Origin of the sequence: Microlunatus parietis (assembly GCF_013407955.1) — a bacterium.
Lineage (GTDB): Bacteria > Actinomycetota > Actinomycetes > Propionibacteriales > Propionibacteriaceae > Microlunatus > Microlunatus parietis.
Window position 1 is genome coordinate 5,502,416 of the sequence record NZ_JACCBU010000001.1, and the last position, 20,834, is coordinate 5,523,249.

At 71.5% G+C, this 20,834-nt stretch carries 26 protein-coding genes; 8 read left to right on the top strand and 18 right to left on the bottom strand.

The window, feature by feature from the left end:
- The 5 genes from BKA15_RS26505 to BKA15_RS26525 all read right to left on the bottom strand — a co-directional run bounded on the left by BKA15_RS26505 (position 1) and on the right by BKA15_RS26525 (position 3,715).
- Positions 1-492: an RNA polymerase sigma factor gene (locus tag BKA15_RS26505; protein WP_179756019.1), complete on the bottom strand. Its 492-nt coding sequence runs from the start codon at positions 490-492 to the stop codon at positions 1-3.
- 2 nt (positions 493-494) lie between these two features.
- The gene (locus BKA15_RS26510) at positions 495-1,007 is read right to left on the bottom strand and encodes a methylated-DNA--[protein]-cysteine S-methyltransferase (protein ID WP_179756022.1); all 513 of its coding nucleotides are present in this window, start codon (positions 1,005-1,007) and stop codon (positions 495-497) included.
- A gap of 168 nt (positions 1,008-1,175) precedes the next feature.
- Positions 1,176-2,084, bottom strand: coding sequence for an NAD(P)-dependent oxidoreductase (locus BKA15_RS37025; RefSeq protein WP_218871590.1), 909 nt, complete (start codon positions 2,082-2,084; stop codon positions 1,176-1,178).
- A gap of 88 nt (positions 2,085-2,172) precedes the next feature.
- On the bottom strand, positions 2,173-2,826 hold the full coding sequence (locus tag BKA15_RS26520) for a flavin reductase family protein (protein ID WP_179756025.1): 654 nt from the start codon (positions 2,824-2,826) through the stop codon (positions 2,173-2,175).
- A 37-nt stretch (positions 2,827-2,863) separates the two neighbouring features.
- A complete protein-coding gene (locus BKA15_RS26525) occupies positions 2,864-3,715 on the bottom strand; it encodes a helix-turn-helix transcriptional regulator (protein ID WP_312879364.1) in 852 nt (283 codons plus the stop codon).
- 100 nt (positions 3,716-3,815) lie between these two features.
- Here BKA15_RS26525 and BKA15_RS26530 point away from each other — a divergent pair, with 100 nt between their 5' ends.
- Together BKA15_RS26530 and BKA15_RS26535 are read left to right on the top strand one after the other, a co-directional pair.
- Entirely contained in the window at positions 3,816-4,838 is a 1,023-nt protein-coding gene (locus tag BKA15_RS26530; protein ID WP_179756028.1) for an aldo/keto reductase, read from the top strand.
- A gap of 91 nt (positions 4,839-4,929) precedes the next feature.
- Positions 4,930-5,130 (top strand): three-helix bundle dimerization domain-containing protein, encoded by a 201-nt coding sequence (locus tag BKA15_RS26535; RefSeq protein ID WP_179756032.1) that lies wholly within the window; start codon positions 4,930-4,932, stop codon positions 5,128-5,130.
- Between the two features lie 6 nt (positions 5,131-5,136).
- On the opposite strand, the gene BKA15_RS26540 is transcribed toward BKA15_RS26535, so the two are convergent.
- Genes BKA15_RS26540 through BKA15_RS26575 form a run of 8 tightly spaced genes read right to left on the bottom strand, consistent with a single transcriptional unit; the run spans position 5,137 to position 11,512 of the window.
- Entirely contained in the window at positions 5,137-5,841 is a 705-nt protein-coding gene (locus BKA15_RS26540) for a TetR/AcrR family transcriptional regulator (protein WP_179756034.1), read from the bottom strand.
- A 7-nt stretch (positions 5,842-5,848) separates the two neighbouring features.
- Positions 5,849-6,340 (bottom strand): Rossmann-fold NAD(P)-binding domain-containing protein, encoded by a 492-nt coding sequence (locus BKA15_RS26545; RefSeq protein WP_179756036.1) that lies wholly within the window; start codon positions 6,338-6,340, stop codon positions 5,849-5,851.
- Entirely contained in the window at positions 6,289-7,092 is an 804-nt protein-coding gene (locus BKA15_RS26550) for an FAD-dependent monooxygenase (RefSeq protein ID WP_179756037.1), read from the bottom strand. Before BKA15_RS26550 ends, BKA15_RS26545 begins: the two co-directional genes overlap by 52 nt.
- A 56-nt stretch (positions 7,093-7,148) precedes the next feature.
- Positions 7,149-7,814, bottom strand: a complete 666-nt coding sequence (locus tag BKA15_RS26555; RefSeq protein ID WP_179756040.1) for a hypothetical protein — start codon at positions 7,812-7,814, stop codon at positions 7,149-7,151.
- Positions 7,811-9,214: a DUF58 domain-containing protein gene (locus BKA15_RS26560; RefSeq protein ID WP_179756042.1), complete on the bottom strand. Its 1,404-nt coding sequence runs from the start codon at positions 9,212-9,214 to the stop codon at positions 7,811-7,813. The genes BKA15_RS26555 and BKA15_RS26560 overlap by 4 nt, the downstream gene beginning before the upstream one ends.
- Positions 9,211-10,224: an AAA family ATPase gene (locus BKA15_RS26565; protein ID WP_246322428.1), complete on the bottom strand. Its 1,014-nt coding sequence runs from the start codon at positions 10,222-10,224 to the stop codon at positions 9,211-9,213. The genes BKA15_RS26560 and BKA15_RS26565 overlap by 4 nt, the downstream gene beginning before the upstream one ends.
- Positions 10,221-10,715: a hypothetical protein gene (locus BKA15_RS26570; RefSeq protein WP_179756044.1), complete on the bottom strand. Its 495-nt coding sequence runs from the start codon at positions 10,713-10,715 to the stop codon at positions 10,221-10,223. Before BKA15_RS26570 ends, BKA15_RS26565 begins: the two co-directional genes overlap by 4 nt.
- Positions 10,712-11,512, bottom strand: a complete 801-nt coding sequence (locus tag BKA15_RS26575) for a DUF4129 domain-containing protein (protein WP_179756046.1) — start codon at positions 11,510-11,512, stop codon at positions 10,712-10,714. The genes BKA15_RS26570 and BKA15_RS26575 overlap by 4 nt, the downstream gene beginning before the upstream one ends.
- Before the next feature lie 72 nt (positions 11,513-11,584).
- Between BKA15_RS26575 and BKA15_RS26580 the strand changes: the two genes are divergently transcribed.
- The 4 genes from BKA15_RS26580 to pdxS all read left to right on the top strand — a co-directional run bounded on the left by BKA15_RS26580 (position 11,585) and on the right by pdxS (position 16,079).
- The gene (locus tag BKA15_RS26580) at positions 11,585-12,478 is read left to right on the top strand and encodes an alpha/beta fold hydrolase (protein ID WP_179756049.1); all 894 of its coding nucleotides are present in this window, start codon (positions 11,585-11,587) and stop codon (positions 12,476-12,478) included.
- Between the two features lie 341 nt (positions 12,479-12,819).
- A complete protein-coding gene (locus tag BKA15_RS26585) occupies positions 12,820-13,893 on the top strand; it encodes a DMT family transporter (protein WP_179756051.1) in 1,074 nt (357 codons plus the stop codon).
- Positions 13,871-15,070 carry a glycosyltransferase gene (locus tag BKA15_RS26590; RefSeq protein ID WP_179756054.1) on the top strand — a complete coding sequence of 400 codons (1,200 nt, stop codon included), beginning with the start codon at positions 13,871-13,873 and terminating at the stop codon, positions 15,068-15,070. Before BKA15_RS26585 ends, BKA15_RS26590 begins: the two co-directional genes overlap by 23 nt.
- A gap of 109 nt (positions 15,071-15,179) precedes the next feature.
- Positions 15,180-16,079: a pyridoxal 5'-phosphate synthase lyase subunit PdxS gene (gene pdxS, locus BKA15_RS26595; protein WP_179756057.1), complete on the top strand. Its 900-nt coding sequence runs from the start codon at positions 15,180-15,182 to the stop codon at positions 16,077-16,079.
- Between the two features lie 83 nt (positions 16,080-16,162).
- On the opposite strand, the gene BKA15_RS26600 is transcribed toward pdxS, so the two are convergent.
- The 3 genes from BKA15_RS26600 to BKA15_RS26610 all read right to left on the bottom strand — a co-directional run bounded on the left by BKA15_RS26600 (position 16,163) and on the right by BKA15_RS26610 (position 18,453).
- A complete protein-coding gene (locus tag BKA15_RS26600; protein ID WP_179756059.1) occupies positions 16,163-16,822 on the bottom strand; it encodes an extensin family protein in 660 nt (219 codons plus the stop codon).
- Positions 16,823-16,835: 13 nt separating this feature from the next.
- Positions 16,836-17,666 carry a hypothetical protein gene (locus tag BKA15_RS26605; protein ID WP_179756062.1) on the bottom strand — a complete coding sequence of 277 codons (831 nt, stop codon included), beginning with the start codon at positions 17,664-17,666 and terminating at the stop codon, positions 16,836-16,838.
- Between the two features lie 226 nt (positions 17,667-17,892).
- Positions 17,893-18,453 (bottom strand): DinB family protein, encoded by a 561-nt coding sequence (locus BKA15_RS26610; protein ID WP_246322429.1) that lies wholly within the window; start codon positions 18,451-18,453, stop codon positions 17,893-17,895.
- Positions 18,454-18,596: 143 nt separating this feature from the next.
- Here BKA15_RS26610 and BKA15_RS26615 point away from each other — a divergent pair, with 143 nt between their 5' ends.
- Positions 18,597-18,842, top strand: coding sequence for a ribbon-helix-helix protein, CopG family (locus BKA15_RS26615; RefSeq protein WP_179756068.1), 246 nt, complete (start codon positions 18,597-18,599; stop codon positions 18,840-18,842).
- Between the two features lie 14 nt (positions 18,843-18,856).
- Entirely contained in the window at positions 18,857-19,180 is a 324-nt protein-coding gene (locus BKA15_RS26620; protein WP_312879712.1) for a type II toxin-antitoxin system PemK/MazF family toxin, read from the top strand.
- A 208-nt stretch (positions 19,181-19,388) separates the two neighbouring features.
- On the opposite strand, the gene BKA15_RS26625 is transcribed toward BKA15_RS26620, so the two are convergent.
- A complete protein-coding gene (locus BKA15_RS26625; RefSeq protein WP_179756074.1) occupies positions 19,389-19,877 on the bottom strand; it encodes a hypothetical protein in 489 nt (162 codons plus the stop codon).
- A gap of 88 nt (positions 19,878-19,965) precedes the next feature.
- Positions 19,966-20,712: an NYN domain-containing protein gene (locus BKA15_RS26630; protein WP_179756077.1), complete on the bottom strand. Its 747-nt coding sequence runs from the start codon at positions 20,710-20,712 to the stop codon at positions 19,966-19,968.
- Positions 20,713-20,834 lie beyond the last annotated feature (122 nt).

Genomic DNA, 20,834 nt, shown 5'->3' on the forward strand with positions numbered 1-20,834 from the left:
TCATGCTCCCTTCGGGTCCTGCAACAGTGTGCGCAGTGCACGGATGCCGTCCGAGGCGGCCTTGCGGACCGACGCGGCGGACCCGCCGATCAGCTCGGCGACCTCGGCATGGCGGAGGCCGCCGAGATGGTGATAGGCGACGGCCTGGCGTTGTTTCGGCGGCAGGCTCCGGACCGCCTCCCACAGTTCGTCGGAGCGGTCCGGCGGGCCGGGCTCGGGGGCCGTCTCGGTGATCTCGGCGACCGGGATCGGCCGCCGGGCCCGCGCGCGGGTGACGTCGATCGCCTTCCGGTGCGCGATCGTCACCAGCCACGCCTCGACCCGGCCGTCGTCGGGGAAGTCCGGCCAGGCCTTGAGCGCGGCCAGGAACGTCTCCGACCAGGCATCGTCGGCGTCCGCGGTCGGCCCGAGCACGGCCCGGCAGACCCGGAGGATCCGCGCGCCGTGCTCGGCGACCACCGTGTCGAACGGTTGCTTGGCCAGCGGCGTCATGATCAGATGAGCCGCCCGGCCGCGGCCGGCACCGGCTGCTCCAGCTCGAGCAGCCGCTGCTTGCGCTCCAGCCCGCCGGCGTAACCGGTCAGCCGGCCGTCCTTGCCGAGCACCCGGTGGCACGGTACGACGATGCTGAGCGGGTTGTGCCCGACCGCCCGGCCGACCATCCGGGCCAGCTTCGGGTCGCCGAGCTGCCCGGCCAGTTCGCCGTAGCTGGTCGTCTCCCCGTACGGGATCGCCCGGAGCAACGCCCAGACCCGCTCCGAGAACGCGTCACCCCGCGTCGCGGTCGGCAGGTCGAACCCGGTCCGCCGCCCGGCCAGGTAGTCCTCCAGCTGGGTGACGGTCTCGGTGAACAGGGCGTCGCCCGCCGCGTCGACGTACTCGCCGGTCGTGCCGGGCACCGGCGGATGCCAATGCCCCGGGAAGTAGATCCCGGTCAGCGCGTCCCCGGCGGCGACCAGCGTGAGCTCGCCGATCCCGGTCCCGACCCGCGTGTGTCGAACGGTCATGGCCCGATCCTTCCTTGTGGATGCTGTCACGAGGAAGACGCCCGGCCTCGGCGGAATGTGAGGTCACCCGGATCAGGGGCCCGCAGTTTTTCACGTAACGTGAAAAACTGTCGCTTTACCACAGTTGCTTCTCTGGTAAAGCGCGAGGAAATGTGGTGAAGACGGCGGTCAGGGCCAGCTGCGGCCGGATTCCTCGGCCAGGGCCAGGATCAGGGCCTGGGTGCCGGAGCGGCCGTGGCCGAGCCGCTGCACCGACCGGTACAGCCGCTCGGCGAGCTCGACGCCGGGCAGGGCGAGGCCGGAGCGGCGGGCCTCGGCGAGGATGATCCCGAGGTCCTTGAGGAAGTGCTCGATGTAGAAGCCGGGTGTCCAGTCGGCGGCGATCGTCTTGGGTGCGAGCGCGGTCAGGGCGGCGGAGCTGCCGGCGCCGCGGCTGACCGACTCCAGCACCCGGGTCGGGTCCAGGCCGGCCGCGCTGGCGTACAGCAGCGACTCGCACATCGCGATCATGGCGCCGGCGACCAGGATCTGGTTGGCCGCCTTGGTGTGCTGACCGGCGCCCGGGCCGCCCTGGTGCACGATCGTTTCGCCGAAGCTGCGCAACACGGGTTCGGCCGCCGCCACCGCCGCCTCGTCGCCGCCGACCATGATCGACAACGTGCCGCGCTCGGCGCCGCCCTGGCCGCCGGACACCGGCGCGTCGACCGCCCCGAGGCCGCGTTCGCCCGCGGCGGCGGCGATCCGCCGGGCCAGCGCCGGCTCGCTGGTGGTCAGGTCGACCACGGTGCCGCCGGGCCGCAGGTTGGCGATCACGCCGTCGTCGCCGAGCAGCACCTGCTCGACGTCGGACGGCATCCCGACGATCGTCGCGACCAGGTCCGAGCCGGCGGCCAACTCGGCCACCGAGGACGCGACCCGGGCGCCGGCCTCGGCCAGCGGAGCCGTCGCCTCTGGCCGCCGGGCGTACGTGATCACGTCGAACCCGGCGTTGATCACGTGCCGGCACATCGGCCCGCCCATGATCCCGAGCCCGATCCAGCCGACGGTCGGACTGCCCCCGTGCTGCCGTTCTGCCACGGTGTCCCTCCATGATCATCATCGTCGTCGGCGGCGGTCGCCGACCATGATCAACGTACCCGCCGGGCTTCGGGGCAGGCACACGGGATCAGCGGCGGTACGCCTCCTCGTCGATCGCGGCGAGCCGGGACGGCGCCACCCGCGGCGTGAGCCCGTACAGCTGCTGGAAGCTCATGATCAACGGGCGCCAGCGGTCCGGGTCGATCCGGTTCGGCCGGCCGGGCAGCAGGAGCTCGGGATGGGCGTGCACCCGGACCACGCGCAACTCGGTCACCGGCGCGCCGTCCGAGCCGGGCTCGCTGTGGAAGGCGACCACCTCGGCCTCCAGCGCGATCGGCGTCTCGGCCGGGAGCGGCACGTCCACGACCTGGGCCGGTACCGCGGTCAGCCCGGCCCGGCCGAACTTGTCGGCGACCTGGGCGTAGCCGCGGGCCAGCTTGTAGGCGGCCGGGGTCGGGTGGCCGGTGGTGAGGGCGAGCCGGTTCACCACGTCGGCCTGGTCGCTGGACGGCAGCGCGATCACGGCCTGGCCGGTGCGGCGCAGGTTGGCGTACGTCTGCGAGCCGTGACTGACGCCGAGGACGGCGCGGTCGCCGAGCCAGAACGCCGACGAGAAGGGGGCCAGATTCGCCGTGCCGTCGGCGTTCCTGGTGCTGACCAGCACGACCGGCGTGCCGAAGTAGAGGATCGCGGGGTTGGTCACGACGTGCCGGGCGGCCGGCTCGGTCAGGGTGTCGGTCATGACCTGAAGACGCTCGGGAACGCCCCGATGTGAGGTCTCAGGTCGCGGTCCGGAAATCCTGCAGGCCGATCACCGACAGCAGGGCCAGCTTGTCGGCGGCGTCGGTGCCCTCGACCGGGAAGAACGCGACCAGCCGTACGTCCTCGTCGGGGGTCAGCAGCACCTCGCAGTTCAATTCGATCAGGCCGAGCTCCGGATGCAGCACGTTCTTGCGGTCCGAGCGCCGTACCGCGACGTCGTGCCGCTCCCACAATCCGCGGAACTCGGCGCTGCGGTCGATCAGGTCCCGGACCAGGCTGGTGATGTCGTGATCACCCGCCCGGCGCGAGTACGTCGAGCGGAGGTCGCTCACGTGCGAGGCGGAGAGTCGAGCCCGATCGGACGGCGGGGTCCAGTCCCGGATGCCCGGCTCGGTGAACCAGCGCCAGATGATGTTGCGGTCCCGGCCGGTCCGGGCCGCGCCGTCGTGGGTCCCGATCAGGGCCGCGAGCAGGGCGTTGTGCCAGAGCGCCTCGCCGAGGTCGCTGTAGATGGCGACCGGTACGTCGACCAGCCGGTCGGCCAGCGCGATCAGGCCGGGCCGGACGTGGCCGCCGGCACGGCGCGGCGGCGACGGATAGCCGGCCAGGTGCAGCAGGTGGTCGCGCTGGTCCAGGTCGCACCGGAGCGCGCGGGCGATGGCGCCGACCACGGCCTCCGACGGCGCCGAGCCGCGGGCCTGCTCCAGCCGGGTGTAGTGGTCGGTGGACACCCCGGCCAGCTGGGCGACCTCCTCGCGGCGCAGGCCGGGGGTCCGGCGGCGCGGGCCGTCCGGCAGCCCGACGTCGGCCGGGTGCAGCAGCCGGCGCCGGCGGCGCAGGAAGTCGGCGAGGCCCGGGCGGTCGATCACGGTCCCATCGTGCCCCGACCGGTCAGCGCGATCCAGGGAGAGCCCGTCCCTGGATGAACCGTGCCTGTCCCGGGACGCGCTGCCGGGACACGCTGGCGCCATGATCACTTCCTTCGCCACCAGAACCCTGGGCCGCACCGGCCCCGCCGTCAGCTCACCCGGACTCGGCTGCATGGGCCTGTCCGGCGCGTACGGCGACGTCGACGAGGACCAGGGCGTCCGCGTCATCCACGACTACCTCGACGCCGGCGGCACCCTGCTGGACACCGGCGACTTCTACGGCGCCGGCCACAACGAGACCCTGATCGCCCGGGCCCTGCGCGACCGCTCGCGGGACGACGTCGTGCTGTCGGTGAAGTTCGGCGCCCTGCTCGACCCGGTCACCATGATGGGCGGCATCGACACCCGGCCGGTCGCCCTGCGGAACTTCCTCACCTACTCGCTGCGCCGGCTCGGCACCGACCACGTCGACGTCTACCGGCCGGCCCGGCTGGACCCGGCCGTGCCGATCGAGGAGACCGTCGGCGCGATCGCCGACCTGGTCGAGCAGGGTCTGGTCCGCCACATCGGGCTGAGCGAGGTCGGCGCCGAGACGATCCGGCGGGCGGCCGCCGTCGCGCCGATCTGCGACGTGCAACTCGAGTACTCGGTGCTCACCCGCGGCATCGAGGACGAGATCCTGGACACCTGCCGGGAACTGGGCATCGGGATCACGGCGTACGGGGTGCTGGGCCGCGGCATGATCGGCGGCGGCGGCGAACTCACCGGCGGCCGGGCGATCCAGCCGCGATTCCAGGGTGACAACCGGGCCCACAACGAGGCGCTGGTGTCCCGGCTCGAGGAGCTGGCCCGGGCCAAGGGCGCCACGATCGCCCAGCTGGCGATCGCCTGGGTCCACGCCCGAGGCGACGACCTCGTCCCGATCATCGGCGCCCGCCGGCCGGAGCAGGTGGCGACCATGATCGACAGCGCCGGGGTCGTGCTGGACCAGACCGACCTGGACCGGATCGACGAGCTGATCCCGCCTGGCGCCGTGCGCGGAGAACGCTACCCGGCCCGGTTCATGGCCGATCTGGACAGCGAGCGCCGGTCCGGGACGTACGCCATTTCGTCCGAAGGCTGAGTCGGCTGCACAATCTGTTTGAAGAGTCAGCGACCTGCCGTCCGTGTGGCGGGCGGCAGGTCGCTTCCCGCAGCTCGAACCGAGGACAGCCATGGCCCATGACGAAGAACAGGAACTCAATGCGGTGCTGGAGCGGCTCCGCCAGCGGTTCACCGGGATCGATCCGGGCGCGATCGAGGCCACGCTGCGGTCGGTGCACCAGCGGTTCGAGGGCAACCCGATCCGCGACTACGTGCCGTTGCTGGTCGAGCGGGCGACCACCAGCGAACTGAACCGGACCGCCGCGGGCTGACCGCCTTCAGTTCACCGCGGCGCGGACCAGGTCGGCGTGCGCGGTGAGCACCGCGGCCACCTCCTCGGCCAGTCGGACCCGGTCCGCCCGGTCCGGCTCCCGGAGTTGCAGCATGCCGCGGATGGCGAGCTGCAACGTCTGCTCCAGTTCGGCCTCCGGCTGCGGGCCGAGGTCGGCGACCTTGAAGTAGCCGATCACCAGCAGCGCGACGGCGTCCGCCTGCTGCTGCGCGGACCAGTCGGTCCGGACGACCTCGTACGTCCTCCAGAGGGGTAGCAGGTCACGCAGGATCGGGCCGGCACCGTGCGTCGTGACCAGGTCGCGGGCCCCGGGCTGGTCGAGCAGCCCGCCCAGCAGCACGTCGTCGGAGGTCTGCAGCGCACGGACCAGCGGCCGGGTCAGCCAGGACCTGGTCACGGTCGCGCAGAGCAGGTCCGGCTGGGCGACCGGCGGAGCGGCCCGGACCTGTTCGGCGAGCTCGGTCAGGACGTCGGCGAGCTCACCGGCGATCAACTCGAGGAACAGGTCCTCCTTGGTCCGCCAGTACTGGTACGCGGTGCCCTTGCCGACATGGGCGTGCTGCGCGACCGAGGCCATCGTGACCGCCTTGAACCCCTGCCGCAGGATCAGTTGCCGCGCGGCGTCGAGGATCGTGGCGGCGCGGGCACTGCGCCGGCCGGGTGCCGGGGTTTCGGGTGCTGGGTCGGTCATCGGCTCCTCAGGCGGCCAGGTCGCTGTTGCGCAACCGGAAGTGCCTGGTCCGCGACAGCAGGTGGATCACGGGCGGAAAGCGGAACATCAGCTTACGGAGGCCGAGCGTGCGGTTGTGCCGCCGCTGCTCCTGGGCCGACGTCTGGGTGAAGATCCGCCGCATCGGGAAGGCCGACTCCTGGAAGTCGGCGATCGCCGGGCGGAGCTTGCGTTCCCACTCGGTCAGCGCGGTCTCCAGGTCGTCCGGGTGCCGCCGCAGCATCAGGCCGAGCAGGTCGGCGCCGGCCAGGCCCGAGGTCGCGCCCATCCCGGAGTACAGGGTCGGACACCACGCGGAGTCGCCGACCAGCACCACCCGGCCCTGGTGCCAGCGGTCCACCCGGGCGTGCTCGACCGAGTCGAACAGGAACTCGTCGGCCCGCTCCAGGTGCCGCAGCGCCGCCTCCATCAGGTCGCCGGGCGGCTCGGGTCCGTAGAGCTCGCGGAGCCGGCCGGCCACCCGACCGCCTTGGCCCGGGCGCGTTCGGCGGCGACATCGTCGGTCTGGTACGAGAACAGCACGGTGGGCGGGTGGTCGGCGAACGGGAACACCCAGAACGACCGGCCCGGCTCGGAGAGGATGGCCCCGTCCTGCGACGGCAGCCCGGGCAGCGCCTCGGGCAGCTCGAACGCGGTGATCATGAAACCGAGCGGGCGCAGGTAGTCCTCGTCAGGCCCCCAGGCGAGCTTGCGTACGGTCGAGCGCAGGCCGTCGGCGCCGACCACGAGATCGAAGCGTTCGGTCGTCGAGCGCTCGTTCCGGCTGTCGTACAGGGTCACCGTGGCACCGTCGGCGTCCTGGTCGAGCCCGGTCGGCGAGGTGTCGAACCTGAGCTCGACAGTGGCCGGCAGAGCCTCGAACGCGGCCTGTTCCACGTCGCCGCGCAGCATCATCCACGGCCCGCCCGGCAGGTCCTGGAAGCCGAGCGCCGCCCGCCGCCGCCCCTGCCGGTCGACCTGGTACGTCCCGCTCGTCGTCATCCGGTTGCGGATCCCCTTCAGCCCGATCCGTTCCGCGGCGATCCGGCCGCAGCCGTACATGGCGATGAAGTAGCCGCCCCGCCGCCGAGCCTCGGAACGCTCCACGATCACCGGGTCCCAGCCGGCGCTGTGCAGGGCGGTGGCGGCGGAGAGGCCGGAGATCCCGGCGCCGACAACGAGGGCGCGGCGACGGGCGGAGGTGGGTCGCGAGGTGCCTGCTGAGCTGGTCATGATCCAAGACTAGGCAAACTGACCAAATCAGTCAGTTGGTCAGTTTGTCGTCTTGGTCACGACCGTCGCGGCCCGTCCTGTCGGCCGGCGATCCGCGGGAACAGCCAGACGGCGAAGCCGACCAGGACGGCACCGGCGAGCAGGGGCAGTGCCGGCAGGGCCAGTTGCAGGGTGCCGATCCAGCGGCCGAGCAGGCCGAACGCCTGGACGCCGGCCTGGATCACCAGCCAGCGCAGCAGCAGCGGGCGCAGGGTCGAGGCCTCGAAGCGGGCCGACCAGCCGGCCGAGCCGAGCAGGCAGGACAGGGCCACCAGCAGATGCACGAGGGCGGTGGCGACGAAACCGGCCGGCGCCCAGGGATCGGGCTGTACCAGGACCCCGATCCCGATCAGGGCGGTGTACGCGGCGACGGCGACCCCGCCCGGCCGGAGCAGCCAGAGCAGCAGCATGGCCGCCGTCAGCACCAGCAGCGGCAGCGCCGGCCAGAGCAGCAGCAGGCAGGCGGTGCCGAGGCCGAGGCCGGCCAGGCGCAGCGCCCAGCCGGGCACCGGATTCTTCACGTCCACCTGGACCAGCGGCAGCGGCCGCTGCGACTCGGGCCGGTTGATCCGCAGCGCCCAGAGCAGCCGGACCCCGCGCTCCCGCCACGGCTCCAGCCGGCCGCGGGCCGACCGGGTCAGCCGGGTCCGGACCCGGCTGCCGACGTTGCGCGGTGAGTTCATCGCCGCCGCCTGATCCGGCTCAGCGCCGTCAGCGCCGCGTCCGCCGGTACGGGCTCGCCGGCCGAACCGCCCAACTCGGCCCCGGCCGGCCGCGGATCCCAGCGGACCAGCTCGATCCCGGCCCGGGCCAGGCCGCGGAATCGCAGCACCCGCTCCAGCATGATCATCCGGTACGCGGTCCGGCCGCGATCGCCCAGGTCCCGGGTCACCGGCCGGGGCAGGACGTCGACCGCGACCACCCGGTGCCCGGTCCGGTGCCAGTCGACCGCGATCCGGGCCACGTCGTCGTCGAGGAACGTCGAGCAGAGCACGATCATCGAGCCGGACGGCAGCCGCGGCACCCGTTCCCGCCGGCCGGGCTCGCCGAGCGGCGCGGCCAGGGCCAGGTGCAGGGCGAGCCGGCGGGCCTGGTGCTGGCCGCCGGCCGGGCGGACCGGGCGTTGCATCCGGCCCAGGTCCTCCAGTCCGACCCGGTCACCGCCGGACAGGTAGCGGTCCGCGATCGACAGGGCGGCGACCCGGGCGATGTCCAGCGAGGTGGCCTGGTCCTCCCGGACCTCGGTCGCGTCGCCCCAGCTGCTCACCACGGGACCGATCTCGTCCCGCGAGTCCAGCACCAGCATCACGCAGGCGTCGGCGGTGGCATATGTCCGGCGGACGTACAGCTCGGTCAGCTGGGCCGGGCCCCGGCCCCCGGTCCGGTCGGCGGCGCGCCGGGCGGTGACCCGCCAGTCGATCCGGCGCAGCCGGTCGCCCGGGGCGAACGGCCGGACGTCGTGCAATTCGCCGCCGTCGCCGGCCCGGCGCCAGCTGTGCGGCCCGGTCAGGCCCTGCAGCCGGAACGGCAGCGGCACCAGGGACAGCCGCTGCAGCCCGGGCAGTACGGTGATCGCGACCGGCCCGACCTGCTCCGGCTCGGTCCGGGTCACACCCGCGGCACCGGCCTCGTACCACTCCACCCAGAACAGGTCCCGCCGCCCGGTCCGTACCGTCTCCATGGCGATGCCGACACCATGATCATGATCTTCGAGCCGAAGCGCGTCCAGGACGGCCTCGCGCGGCCGGTGGCCGGGCGCGTTCACCCGGACCATGATCAACTCTCCGGCCGGTTCCATGATCATCCGGGCCGGGATCACGCCCGGCGCCGGTTGTTGATCATCCGCCCGCAACTCCAGCCGGCCCGGGGAAGCGGGACGGCCGAGCCAGCCCCAGAGCACGAACAGCACCACCGGCAGGGCGAACGTGACCAGGTCCGGCCGCCCGGCCAGCAGGGCGAGCATGATCAAACCCACGGCCACCGGCAGGCTCAGTCCGGCCGCAAGGCTGAGCCGCGGCGGCAGGGTCGGCGCCGGGCGCGCTCGCTCGCGCGCGGGCGGGTCGTCGCGGGAGAGTACGGTCATCGGCCGGCCGGCTGGGCGGCTCCGCGCAGGCTCGGCGGCGCGGCGACCTGGCCGAGCAGGGTCTTGATCACGTCGCCGGCCTGCAGCCCGGTCGCCCAGGCCTGCGGGTTCAGCGTCAGCCGGTGCGCCAGGGCGCTGACCGCGATCTCCTTGACGTCCTCCGGGGTGACGTAGCCACGCCCGTCGAGCACCGCGATGCCGCGGGCGACCAGCATCAGGGCCAGCGACCCGCGCGGTGAACAGCCGACCTCGACGCCCGGGTGGGTCCGGGTCGCGGCGGCCAGGTCGACGCAGTAGCGGACCACGTCGCGGTCCAGTTCGACCCGCTCGGTCCCGGCCTGCATCGCCAGCACCGTGGCGGCGTCGACGACCGCCTTGACGTTCGCCTCCTCGCGCTGCCGCTCCAGCCGCCGCTGCAGTACGTCGACCTCGGCCTCCGGGTCCGGGTAGCCGACCGCGAGCCGGACCATGAAGCGGTCCAACTGCGCCTCCGGCAGGGGATAGGTGCCCTCGTACTCGACCGGGTTGGAGGTGGCCATGACGTGGAACGGCGGCTGCAGCCGGTGGCTGACGCCCTCGACGGTGACCTGCCGCTCGGCCATCGCCTCCAGCAGCGCCGACTGGGTCTTCGGTGCGGTCCGGTTGATCTCGTCGGCCAGCAGCAGGCCGGTGAAGACCGGCCCCGGCCGGAACTCGAACGCCGACGCCGCCGGATCGAACACGTATGACCCGGTGATGTCGGCCGGCAGCAGGTCCGGCGTGCACTGGAGCCGGCGGAACTCCAGCCCGAGCGCCGTGGCCAGGCTGCGCGCGGCGAGCGTCTTGCCCAGCCCGGGTACGTCCTCGAAGAGCACGTGGCCGCCGGCCAGCACCGCGGCCAACGCCGTTCGCAGCGCCGTCCGCATGCCGACGACGACGGTCCCCACCTCCGCCATGACCTGTTCACCCAGCCGGGCGACCTCGGCGACCTCCAACGTCCGATCGTCGTTCAACCCCGCGCCGTCATTCAATGCAGTACTCCTTCTCGTTGCGGTACGGCAAGCAGCTGCTCGAGCCGGTTCAGCACGGCGACGAACTCGTCGTAGTGCGGCCGGTCCGCCGCCAAGGTTCGATAGGCCCGGTCGCCGAGCAGCGCGCGGCAGCGCTCCTGGTCCTCGTCCCGGGTCAGGTCCAGGCCGTGCTCGGCCAGCGTCTCCGCCGCGAGGGTACGGAGCCGGCGGCCGGACCGGGCGTCCACCTGGGAGGCGTGGCCCTGCAGCGTCCAGGACAGCCGGGCCACCTCCCGCCGGGCGCCGCGGTCCCGGCCGCGGTCGTTCGGCTCCGGCCAGCCGGCGTTGTCGCCGAACTCGGTGAACAGCCGGAACGATCCGAACAGGGCGACCGCGACGGCGATCAGCAGGCACTTCAGCGGATCCAGCCCGACCAGCCAGGCCCCGCCGCCGAGAATCGCCGCGACGACCAGGACACCGATCACCGTGGCCCGCAGTTCCGCCGGGTTCACCGGTCGCGCTCCCGGTCCGCGCTGCCCGGGCTGCCCGCACTGCCCGGGCTGCCGCCGCGGCTGATCCGTTCCACCGCGTCGTCGGCGGCGGTCCAGTGCTCGGCCAGCGCGAACAGGGCCCGCTTGGCATCCCGTACGTCCTCGGCGGTGGCCGGTGTCGAGCCGAACCGGGCCGCGAGGTAGAGCTTGAGCAGCCGGCGGACCGGCTCCGGCGGCGCGGGCGTCCGGTCCAGCACGTCGACGGTGAACTCGGTCGGCGTCTCGGACCGCTCCCGGGGCACCCCGGACGCCTCGGCGGCCTCCTCGAGCGCCAGCCAGGCCCGGATGATCGCGTCGTTCGGGTCGGCGATCCGGTCCAGCAGCCGGGCCGCGGCCGCGGCGCCGCGGCGCAGCACCGGCAGTTCCGGCTCGACCTGGACCTGGGCCAGGCCCGCCCCGATCGGCACCGGCTCGTCCTCCAGGTCGGGCCGCAGCGCGCGGAACCGGCGCCAGATCAGCCAGGCGACGAAGCCGAGGACGGTCACGCCGGCGACGATGGCGAGGGTGAGCAGGACGTTGTCCAGCCAGCTCAGGTCCGGCGGAGGCTGCCGGTCCCGCGGCGGCGGTGTCGCGCTGGCGAACGGGTTGCTGATCGGCTGCGGCGGCCGCGACATCGGCGCCGGGGTGCCGAAGATCAGGCCCCACCGGTCGACCACGGTCCACGGACCGCCGACCCCCGCGGCGATCAGTGCCATCAGGCCGACGACGCCGGCCAGCACCAGCACCGCGCCGGCTGATCCAGATCTCGGTCGGCGCACGGTGATCACCCCCTCGTGGCGTGCCCTCAACCTATCCTCTCGTCCCGGCGCCGCGCGGGTAGAGTCGCCCCCGTGATCGAGCCCCACCACCAGACGGTCGAGGTGGCGGGCTGCCGTACCGACTGCTTCACGTATGCGGAAGGGGTCCCCGGCGGCCCCGTGGTGATCTTGGTGCACGGCTTCCGCGGTGATCATCACGGCCTCGCCCGGATCGCCGAGGAGCTGGCCGCGGCCGGCGGACCGTACCGGATCGTGGCACCGGACCTGCCCGGCTTCGGCATCTCCGAACCGTTCCCGGACCGGCCGCACGACCTGGCCGGCTACGCCGCCTGGCTGACCGCCTTCACCGCCGCGGTGGCCGGCGGCCGGCCGGTGATCATGGTCGGCCACTCGTTCGGTTCGATCATCGTCTCGGCCGCCCTGGCCGGCGGGCTGGCGGCCGAACGCGCCGTCCTGATCAACCCGATCGGAGCCCCGGCCCTGAGCGGCCCGCGCGGGATCCTCAGCCGGCTGGCGGTCGGCTACTACTGGCTCGGCGCGAGGCTGCCGGCGCCGGTCGGGCTGCCGCTGCTGCGCAGCCGGGCGATCACCCGGCTGCTCAGCGAGGTGATGGCGAAGACGAAGGATCCCGCGCTGCGCCGCTGGATCCATGATCAACATCGGCGGTACTTCGGCGCCTTCGCCGACCGCGACGTCGTGCTGGAGTCGTTCCGGGCGTCGGTGTCGTCGGACGTCAGCCAGTTCGCCGCCGAACTCGACCTGCCGGTGCTGCTGATCGCCGGCGAGGTCGACGACATCACCGCGCTGGACCGGCAGCGGATCCTGGCCGACCGGTTCCCGCGGGCGGACCTGGTGGTGGCCGAGGGCGTCGGGCACCTGATCCACTACGAGGCGCCGGCCCGGGCGGCCGAGGCGATCGGCGTCTTCGCGGGTCATACCCATGGCGTACCCGGCCCTGAGTCCTGATCCCGCCCCAGTAGGGCTACCCCTACCGCAAGATCGGTAGACAGCCTGATGGAGATGGCGCGCGGCAACTGCGAGGGTTGAGCCGTGCCGAACCCTGCTGCGCCAAACCGTGCTGTGCCAAACCGTGATGGGCACCCCGGCTCCGGGAGGTTGGGTGATGGGCCACGGATCGTTAGTGTCGGGGCCGTGAGTACCGCATTGCCCGGTGGCCGGGTGGGTGTGGCGCCGCTTGCGCGCCACCTACCTGTGCTACGCATGGGCCCTGTGGAACGGTTTGACCCGGCCGGCCGGGTGATCCCTGTGGGACGGACGGGGTCGATGGAACGAGTTGGCGAACCGTCGTGACGCCGAACAGCCTGTTGACCCTTCTCGCGGTCGGCATCGCCGTGTGCGACGCCGCCTGCTTCGCGTTCGGCGCGATCCTGCAGCACGACGCCGTCCGCCGCACCATTTCGACTCCGAACGGTGAGAACGCCACCCTCGGCCTGCGCGGCATGCTCGCGTTGCTCCGCCAGCGGCGCTGGCTGGCCGGGCTTGCCCTGATCGCGCTCGGCGCGGGCCTGCACGTGGTCGCGCTGATCCTGGCGCCGGTCTCGGTGGTCCAGCCGATCGGCGTCCTCGGCGTGCCGCTCGCCGTGATCGTCGCCGCCCGCCGCGGCCACGAGCACGCGACCCGTGGCGTGGTGGCCGGGATCGCCATCTCGGTCGTCGGTACGGCAGCGTTCGTCTGGCTCACTGCGGGCAAGGCGACCTCGGTGCCGCTGACCGGCGAGACCCTGGTGCTGGCCGGGGTCCTGGTCGGCCTGCTGGTCGGCGCCGCGATCATGGTCGCCAAGGTCAATCAGGGCTGGGTCCGGGCGCTCGGCTGCGCGTTCGGCGGGGCGGCGGCGTTCGGCCTGGTCGCGGCGGGCATGCGGGCCCTGTCGCAGCTCATCGCCGGCGACATCACCCGGATCACCCAGCCGGTCGTCATCGGTACGTTGCTCGGCATCATCGCCGCGGCCGCGGTCGGCGGCACCCTGGTGCAGCAGGCCTACACGGTCGGCTCGCCGGAGGTCGTGCTCGCCTGTGTCACGGTGACCGACCCCTTCGTCGCCGTACTCATCGGGCTGATGTTGCTCGGCGAAGGCAGGGACATGGATCCGCTGACCGGGCTCGGGATGGCCGCCGCGGCCGTGGTCGCCACGGTCGGCGTGTTCGTACTCGCCCGGCATCATCCCGACGCCAAGAAGCAGCAGGACCAGGACGGGGACCGCGATGCGGGTACCAGCGGTCCGCGCGGGGAAATCGGCACCGGAGCACCGGACGCCGCCACCGAACTCGGCCTGCGCGATCAGTCGATCGGCATGCCGTCGCCCGCACCGGGCGACAACGACCCGAAGAGGACACTCGATGAAAATCCTGCTTGGCGCTGACACCTATCCGCCCAACGTCAACGGTGCCTCCACCTTCACCCACACCCTGGCGAACGGCCTCGCGGCGCGTGGCCACGAGGTCCACGTCGTGTGCCCGTCGGTCGACGGTCCGCCCACCACCCGGGTCGTCGACGGCGTGACCGAGCACCGGATCAGGTCCTACCGCTACCCGCTGCACGAGAGCCTCCGGATCTGCACCCCCTGGCAGGCGCTGCCGGCGATCGACCGGCTGATCCGGGACCTGCAGCCGGAGGTCGTGCACTCGCAGTCGCACATGCTGGTCGGTCGCGGCGTGCTCCGGTGGGCCGCCCGCCAGGGCGTCCCCTCGATCGCGACCAACCACTTCATGCCGGGCAACGTGCTGGGCTACCTGCCGCTGCCGAAGGCCCTGTACGGCCCCGTGTCGCGCTGGTGCTGGAACGACCTCGGCCGCGTGTTCAGCCGGGCCGACGCGATCACCGCGCCGACGCCGCTCGCGGTCCAGGTGATGCAGGACAACACCGTGATCACCGGTGCCCGGGCGATCTCCTGCGGCATCGAGACCGACAAGTACTGGCGGGCCACCCAGGCGGCCGCCGCCCCGATGACGCCGACCATCCTGTTCGTGGGCCGGCTGGACGCGGAGAAGCACGTCGACCAGTTGATCAAGGCCGTCGCCCGGTTCCCGCTGGACCGGCCGGTGCGGCTGGAGATCGTGGGCAACGGCGACCGGCGGGCCTCCCTGGAGTCGCTGGCGGGCCGGCTCGGGCTCGGCGACCGGGTCAGGTTCCTCGGCTTCGTGGACGACGACGAGCTGTTGCGGGCGTACGGCCGGGCCTCGGTGTTCTGCATGCCCGGCGTCTCGGAGCTGCAGAGCATCGTCACCCTGGAGGCGATGTCGGCCGGCAAGCCGGTCGTCGCCGCCGACGCCGTCGCGCTGCCGCACCTGGTGCACCCGGGCGAGAACGGCTGGCTGTTCACGCCCGGCAACATCGACGAGCTGTCCGACCGGCTGCTCAGCCTGATCGCCGACCCGGCCCTGCGCCGCCGGATGGGCGCGGCCAGCCGGAAGATCGTCGAGAAGCACAGCATCGGCGCCACCCTGGACGCGTTCGAGGGGCTCTACCGGCAGGTCCAGCCGTCCGGCCGACTGGTCTCGCTCAAGAAGCACCGCCGGTTCTCCCGCCGCGCAGCCTGATCCTTCCCGCGCCCTGAGCCTGTCGAAGGGCAAAGGTGGATCGGCGGGCTGAAGGAGGTACGTTGCTCCCGTTCCCCGGCCGAAGCGCTGGGGAGAGGGAGGAACGACGATGACTGCAGCACACGAGGCCCCCACGGGCACGCTGCGGGTCAAGCGCGGCATGGCCGAGATGCTCAAGGGCGGCGTGATCATGGACGTCGTCACGGCCGACCAGGCCAAGATCGCGGAGGACGCCGGCGCGGTGGCGGTGATGGCGCTGGAGCGTGTACCCGCCGACATCAGGGCGCAGGGCGGCGTGGCACGGATGAGCGACCCGGACCTGATCGACGGCATCATCGCCGCGGTCTCGATTCCGGTGATGGCGAAGGCTCGGATCGGGCACTTCGTCGAGGCGCAGGTGCTGCAGGCGCTCGGCGTCGACTACATCGACGAGTCCGAGGTGCTGACCCCGGCCGACTACGCGCACCACATCGACAAGTGGCAGTTCACCGTGCCGTTCGTCTGTGGCGCGACCAACCTGGGCGAGGCGCTGCGCCGGATCACCGAGGGCGCGGCCATGATCAGGTCGAAGGGCGAGGCCGGCACCGGCGACGTGTCCAACGCGACCACCCACATGCGCCAGATCCGCGACGAGCTGCGCCGCCTGCAGAGCCTGCCACCCGACGAGTTGTACGTCGCGGCCAAGGAGCTCCAGGCGCCGTACGACCTGGTCGCCGAGGTGGCCCGGACCGGCAAGCTGCCGGTGGTCCTGTTCACGGCCGGTGGCATCGCGACCCCCGCCGACGCGGCGATGATGATGCAGCTGGGCGCCGAGGGCGTCTTCGTCGGCTCCGGCATCTTCAAGTCCGGCAACCCGGCCCAGCGCGCCGCCGCGATCGTCAAGGCGACGACGTTCTACGACGATCCGGACGTGCTCGCCAAGGTGTCCCGCGGGCTCGGCGAGGCGATGGTCGGGATCAACGTGGAAGAGGTTGCGGAGCCGCACCGGCTGGCCGAGCGCGGCTGGTGATCGAGGCAGTGACGTTGTGGACTATCCGGCCGCGCAGGGCGGACGGATAGTCCACGGTCCCGATGACGGCCAGGCGATCGTGGTCAGAACGCCTGATTCGCGAACCCGTGCGTCGCGACGGCCCACATCATGGACATCCACACGCTGCTGGTCGTGTGCGGGTCTCCGGTCACTCCCAGTCGCGACTTCGCCGTGTCGAACGCGCTCTGGGTCAGCGGACCCCAGTCGCCGTCGACCACCAGGTTGGAACCGATGAAGTTGTTGCACATGGCCTGGACGAACTTGCAGTCGCTTGACGCGGCCTTCACGCACCGCGGCGGCAGGTCGCCGAAATCGGCGTGGATGTGGTCCGCGTGCGCCGAGTTGTACCACCCGTCGAGCACGTACCGGAATCGGCGGCGGCACGATGCGTCCACCGCCAGGTAGCGGCGGCGGATCGACTGGGTGCCGGACGCGTGGGCCTGGTCCAGCGGCGAGCTGGTGGTGCCGTTCGACCACCGCACGTGGTCGAGGTCCATGGCGGTGCCGGCACCGTGCTGGCCCGCCTTGTTGACGTAGAAGCCGGCCGACACCAGGTAGCTCACGCTGCCGTACGCCTCGGACTGGCTGCGCAGGTCGCGGATCCACACCACGAGCCGGTCGTAGAACGACTGCGTGCAGTTCCACGTCCGCGGCGTGGTGTTGCCACGGTTCGAGCGCCAGTAGTAGACCGGCGTGCCGTCGATGTTGCTGAAGCTGATCATGTCTCCCGCCCCCTCAGACCTTCGCCGTGACGATGCGGCCGTCGGCGAGCCAGTACGACCGGTCGTCGAGCAGGCCGACGGCCTGCCCACCGGACCGGGCCAGCGAACGCCGCGGGCCGGTCAACCCGGCGGAACCTGCCATGGCGTTGGCGACCCAGGTCCCGGCGTCGAAGGACTTCACGGCCGTATCGACGAGTCGGGTGTCCGGTGTCCACCCGAGACCGTCGGCAGAGCGAGCCAGCAGGCTGCCGCTCGCATCGACCGTGGACAGGACCCAGCCTGAGGCGTCGCCGCCGACGGCCGTCGCGGTGAACTCGTCGGTGTACTCGAGACCACGCGTGGGCACCGTCGCCCAGCCGCGTTCGGTGCGGCGCAGCACGATGCGCTTCCGCGGCGCGCGTTCGAGGGTCAGCTGCGCGCCGACGGCGAGCGCAACGCCGCCGTACGCGCCGCTGGCGGTGAGGTGCCCGTCGACGCCGTCGAGTCGGGTGGCCTGCCGCCACGACACGCCATCGGTGGATTCCCAGACCGCCGGTACGGTGCGGTCCGCGCCGACGGCCAGCAGCACGCCGCCGGCCGCGGACAGGCTGTTGAGTTCGGCGGCGCCGAGCCCGCGGGTCGGCCGGGCCGATCCGTCGGCGCCGACGCGGACCCAGCCGCCGCGGGTGCGGCCGAGGATGTGCACGGTGTCGCCGAGCCGGGCGACGCCGACGGCCCGGTCGATCCTGGTGGCAGCGGTGGCTGTGGGGGTGCCGGCGATCGCGGTGACGCCGAGCGCGGCGCCGGCGCCGACGAACAGCCGGCGGGATAAGGGTTTGTCGGGTGGGGGCGGGTATGACGGCATGAGCGGTCCTCACGTCGGGGGTGGCCGCGGCTAAGGCCTACAGGGGAGTAGTCGCCGCAGTTACAGGGAACCGCACGAGATGGGCAATTGTCTACAAGCTGCTCGAACTTCCTGTAAACATTTGCCCTTTTGTGGGGATGGTCAACCCGTTGAGAGGCTGGTGACTTCTCCGACAGGTGGCGGTGATGGTGTCGGAGATGAATCCTGGTCGGCGACTTCCGCAGGGTCAGGACGGGTGATCACGGAACGTATCTGCCGCACTGGTGATCTTGCGGTGGTACGTCTGCCACCACTCCGCATCGCCCATCTCCGCGGGGTCGGACGCAGTCCTGCCGTCGATCAGTTCACGGATGATGTCGGCGTGCCCGAGGTGCTGGCTGGTTTCGGCGATCATGTGGGTCATCAAGACGCCCAACGTCGTGTCCCGCTTGGCTTCCTGCCACCACGGCACGGTCGTGGGCGCACCAAGATCAAGTTCCGCGATGGTGCTGTCGGCGTGGGTGCACGCAGCGTGGTAGTGGTCGAGTAAGTAGGTGGTGGTCTCATCGGGTGTCGCCCACAGGTCGGCGCCCTGCCAGATGGAGTCGTCTTCGATCCAGGGCAGCGTCCACTCCGGTTCTCGGCCGAACACGCTGCCCAAGTAGTAGGACTCGTAGAAGGTGAGATGCTTCACCAGCCCGAGCAGGTTTGTTCCGGTCGGTGTCATCGGCCGACGGCGGTCGTACTCACGGAGACCGTCGATCCTCGCCAACATCCCGGCTCGCGCGCCGCGGAGGTAGTTGTGCATGGACTCTTTGAGGGTCGCCCTCGGTGCCATCGAATTCGCCTCTTCTCAACAGAACATCTGTCCCATCGTCCTTCGATCTGGGCGATGGAGCACATGGCCGGCGACTCTGGAGTGGCGGTAGGAAAAGTTATACCATCTGGTGTATGAAGACGGCGATCAGTCTCCCGGACCAGGCGGCCGCGCGCTTCGACCGCATCGCGCGGCGGCACGGTATGACGCGGTCGGAGTTCTACCGGCGTGCTGCCGAGCAGTATGCGGAGGATCTGGCCGATGCAGAGTTGACGGCGCAGATCGATGATGCCATCGACGCCGTCGGGCAGCCGGGTGACGAGTCCGCCGACCTGCGTCGTGCGGCGAACACCCGCCTGGTCGTGTCTGACGAGTGGTGATCCAGCGCGGTGGGGTGTGCTGGGTGGACTTCGGTGAACCCAAGGGCAGCGCTCCGGCCAAGCGGCGACCGGCCGTCATTGTTCAGTCCGATCGGTACAACTCATCGCGAATCTCCACTGTGGTCGTTCTGCCGATCACGTCGAACACAGCCCTGGCCAGACATCCGGGCAATGTGTTCCTCCCGGCGTCGGCGTCCGGACTGCCGAAGGACTCGGTCGTCAACGTCTCACAGCCGATGACCGTGGATCGCACCGACCTCGAAGACATCGGCGTGGAACTGCCGGACAGCTTGATGGATGCGATCGATGTCGGCCTCCGGCGGGTCGTGGACTTGTGACCCGGGAGCTCAACCAAGGATGCTCTGGAGCAGTTCGCTCAGGCGGCGGAGAACGCGGCTGCACCAGCCGCAATTCATGAACCTCCGGGCGAGCTGGTGGGGTCGTCGAGGTCGAGCCCGACCTGATCGAGGCCGAACCGGAAACGATCTTGACGAGCCTGCTAGTCACGACCGGCCGCCAGCTTCGAGACCGCGAGGTCGTGCGGTTCTAGAAGGTGCGGATCCGCCTGGGCGGCGGCTCGACGTCGACGGCCCAGACGCAGGGCCGCGACTTCTCCGACAGGTTTTCCGACACCTGGCGGGGATGGTGTCGGAGATGCCGAGCGGGTCTCCGCGTCACGCCTCGTCGATGACGATCCACCGCCCGGCCCTGGCTGAGCCTTCGCGGCGGACGCGGCCGTCGGCCTTCATCCGGGCGAGGTGGCGCTCGATCGTGCGTGGGGCCTTGGCCTCGCGGGCGATGCTGCCTGCGGAGGAGGGCGCGCACGGCGTCGTCGATGCCCGTGCTCTCGTCGACGGTGTCGCCGACGCGGGTGGCGTCGGCCTTGGCGCGTTTCGCGTAGGCCGTGAGGGATTCCGTGATCACGTCGAACATGTAGTCGATGAAGACGGCTGCATCGATCTCGGGCTCGCGGGACGCCTGAAGGGCGGCGTGGTAGCCGTCCTGGTGCTTGCGGATCAGGGTCTCGGCCGGCATCCCCGCGAACGCGGGACGCCAGCGGCTCAGGATCAGCGCGGCTGGTGACGCCCGAAGGCGACCATGCTGACTTAACCGGCAGACCGCGCTAAGGTGCATATACACCCCCAGGTGGCTTCGGCTCCTGGTTAGAGAGCCCCGCTTCGGCGGGGCTCTCGGAATTTCCGGCCCATTTCTCGGGCCTCCGGATCGTGCCTCGGGCGTCCTTCAGTTGGTCCGGCAGTTGGCAGGCGGCCAGGTCCTCAGGGGTGATCTGCCGGTGCCAGATCGGGCCCGTCTGCTTCAGTTCGTTGCTGGCGCGCTTCGGCTCCATGGGCGACAGCAGGCCGACCTGACGACCGAGTTCCTCCTGGGCGAGGCGCATCGGCATGACGAGGTCGGAGTCATTCGTACACACGACGTAGACGTCGGCAACGCCCTTCATGGCGTCGATGAGCAGCCTGCTCGCCAGCGCGACATCGGATCCCTTCTCCTCGGTCTTCTTGACCTTGACGCGCTTGGGTTCACCGTCGGCATCCAGGACCGTCGGATGCAGCGGCATGACCCGAGGGTCGATGCGGAACTTGCCACGGTAGATCTCGGTCCGGGGCAGGGTGGCCAGCGCTCGTAGGTAGGCCTGTTGGCGCTGCGGGGAACTGGGGTCCTTGCCTGGGAGCGCCTTGATGATCGCGGTGAAGTAGGAGATCGAACTGACCTGATAATCCGGCAGCACTCGGTCCGCAAGAGCTTCAAGATCGAGCCATTTGTGCTGTGGGTGGCCCTCCAGCAGGCGCCGGTACAGATTGAAGCCGTCGACGTACACCGACGCGGTCGGTTTCGGGTCGGCATCGTCCACGAGGGCAATGGTTCCACCGGCCTGCGACAGTTGCGCAGGCTCTGTCTGACCGACCCGAAGCGGACTGCCGGGGCGGTGTCAGGGTCGTGTCAGGTGGGTGACAGGCACCGGCTCGATCGTTG

Excerpts from the sequence above, each read along its gene's own strand:
- BKA15_RS26535 (WP_179756032.1), top strand. The coding sequence starts at position 4,930 with ATGGCCCATGACGAAGAACAGGAACTCAATGCGGTGCTGGAGCGGCTC.
- pdxS (WP_179756057.1), top strand. The coding sequence starts at position 15,180 with ATGACTGCAGCACACGAGGCCCCCACGGGCACGCTGCGGGTCAAGCGC.
- BKA15_RS26530 (WP_179756028.1), top strand. The coding sequence starts at position 3,816 with ATGATCACTTCCTTCGCCACCAGAACCCTGGGCCGCACCGGCCCCGCC.
- BKA15_RS26550 (WP_179756037.1), bottom strand. The coding sequence starts at position 7,092 with ATGACCAGCTCAGCAGGCACCTCGCGACCCACCTCCGCCCGTCGCCGC.
- BKA15_RS26520 (WP_179756025.1), bottom strand. The coding sequence starts at position 2,826 with ATGACCGACACCCTGACCGAGCCGGCCGCCCGGCACGTCGTGACCAAC.
- BKA15_RS26590 (WP_179756054.1), top strand. The coding sequence starts at position 13,871 with ATGAAAATCCTGCTTGGCGCTGACACCTATCCGCCCAACGTCAACGGT.
- BKA15_RS26540 (WP_179756034.1), bottom strand. The coding sequence starts at position 5,841 with ATGACCGACCCAGCACCCGAAACCCCGGCACCCGGCCGGCGCAGTGCC.
- BKA15_RS26560 (WP_179756042.1), bottom strand. The coding sequence starts at position 9,214 with ATGACCGTACTCTCCCGCGACGACCCGCCCGCGCGCGAGCGAGCGCGC.
- BKA15_RS26610 (WP_246322429.1), bottom strand. The coding sequence starts at position 18,453 with ATGCACAACTACCTCCGCGGCGCGCGAGCCGGGATGTTGGCGAGGATC.
- BKA15_RS26510 (WP_179756022.1), bottom strand. The coding sequence starts at position 1,007 with ATGACCGTTCGACACACGCGGGTCGGGACCGGGATCGGCGAGCTCACG.
- BKA15_RS26555 (WP_179756040.1), bottom strand. The coding sequence starts at position 7,814 with ATGAACTCACCGCGCAACGTCGGCAGCCGGGTCCGGACCCGGCTGACC.
- BKA15_RS26615 (WP_179756068.1), top strand. The coding sequence starts at position 18,597 with ATGAAGACGGCGATCAGTCTCCCGGACCAGGCGGCCGCGCGCTTCGAC.
- BKA15_RS26625 (WP_179756074.1), bottom strand. The coding sequence starts at position 19,877 with ATGCCGGCCGAGACCCTGATCCGCAAGCACCAGGACGGCTACCACGCC.
- BKA15_RS26605 (WP_179756062.1), bottom strand. The coding sequence starts at position 17,666 with ATGCCGTCATACCCGCCCCCACCCGACAAACCCTTATCCCGCCGGCTG.
- BKA15_RS26600 (WP_179756059.1), bottom strand. The coding sequence starts at position 16,822 with ATGATCAGCTTCAGCAACATCGACGGCACGCCGGTCTACTACTGGCGC.
- BKA15_RS26505 (WP_179756019.1), bottom strand. The coding sequence starts at position 492 with ATGACGCCGCTGGCCAAGCAACCGTTCGACACGGTGGTCGCCGAGCAC.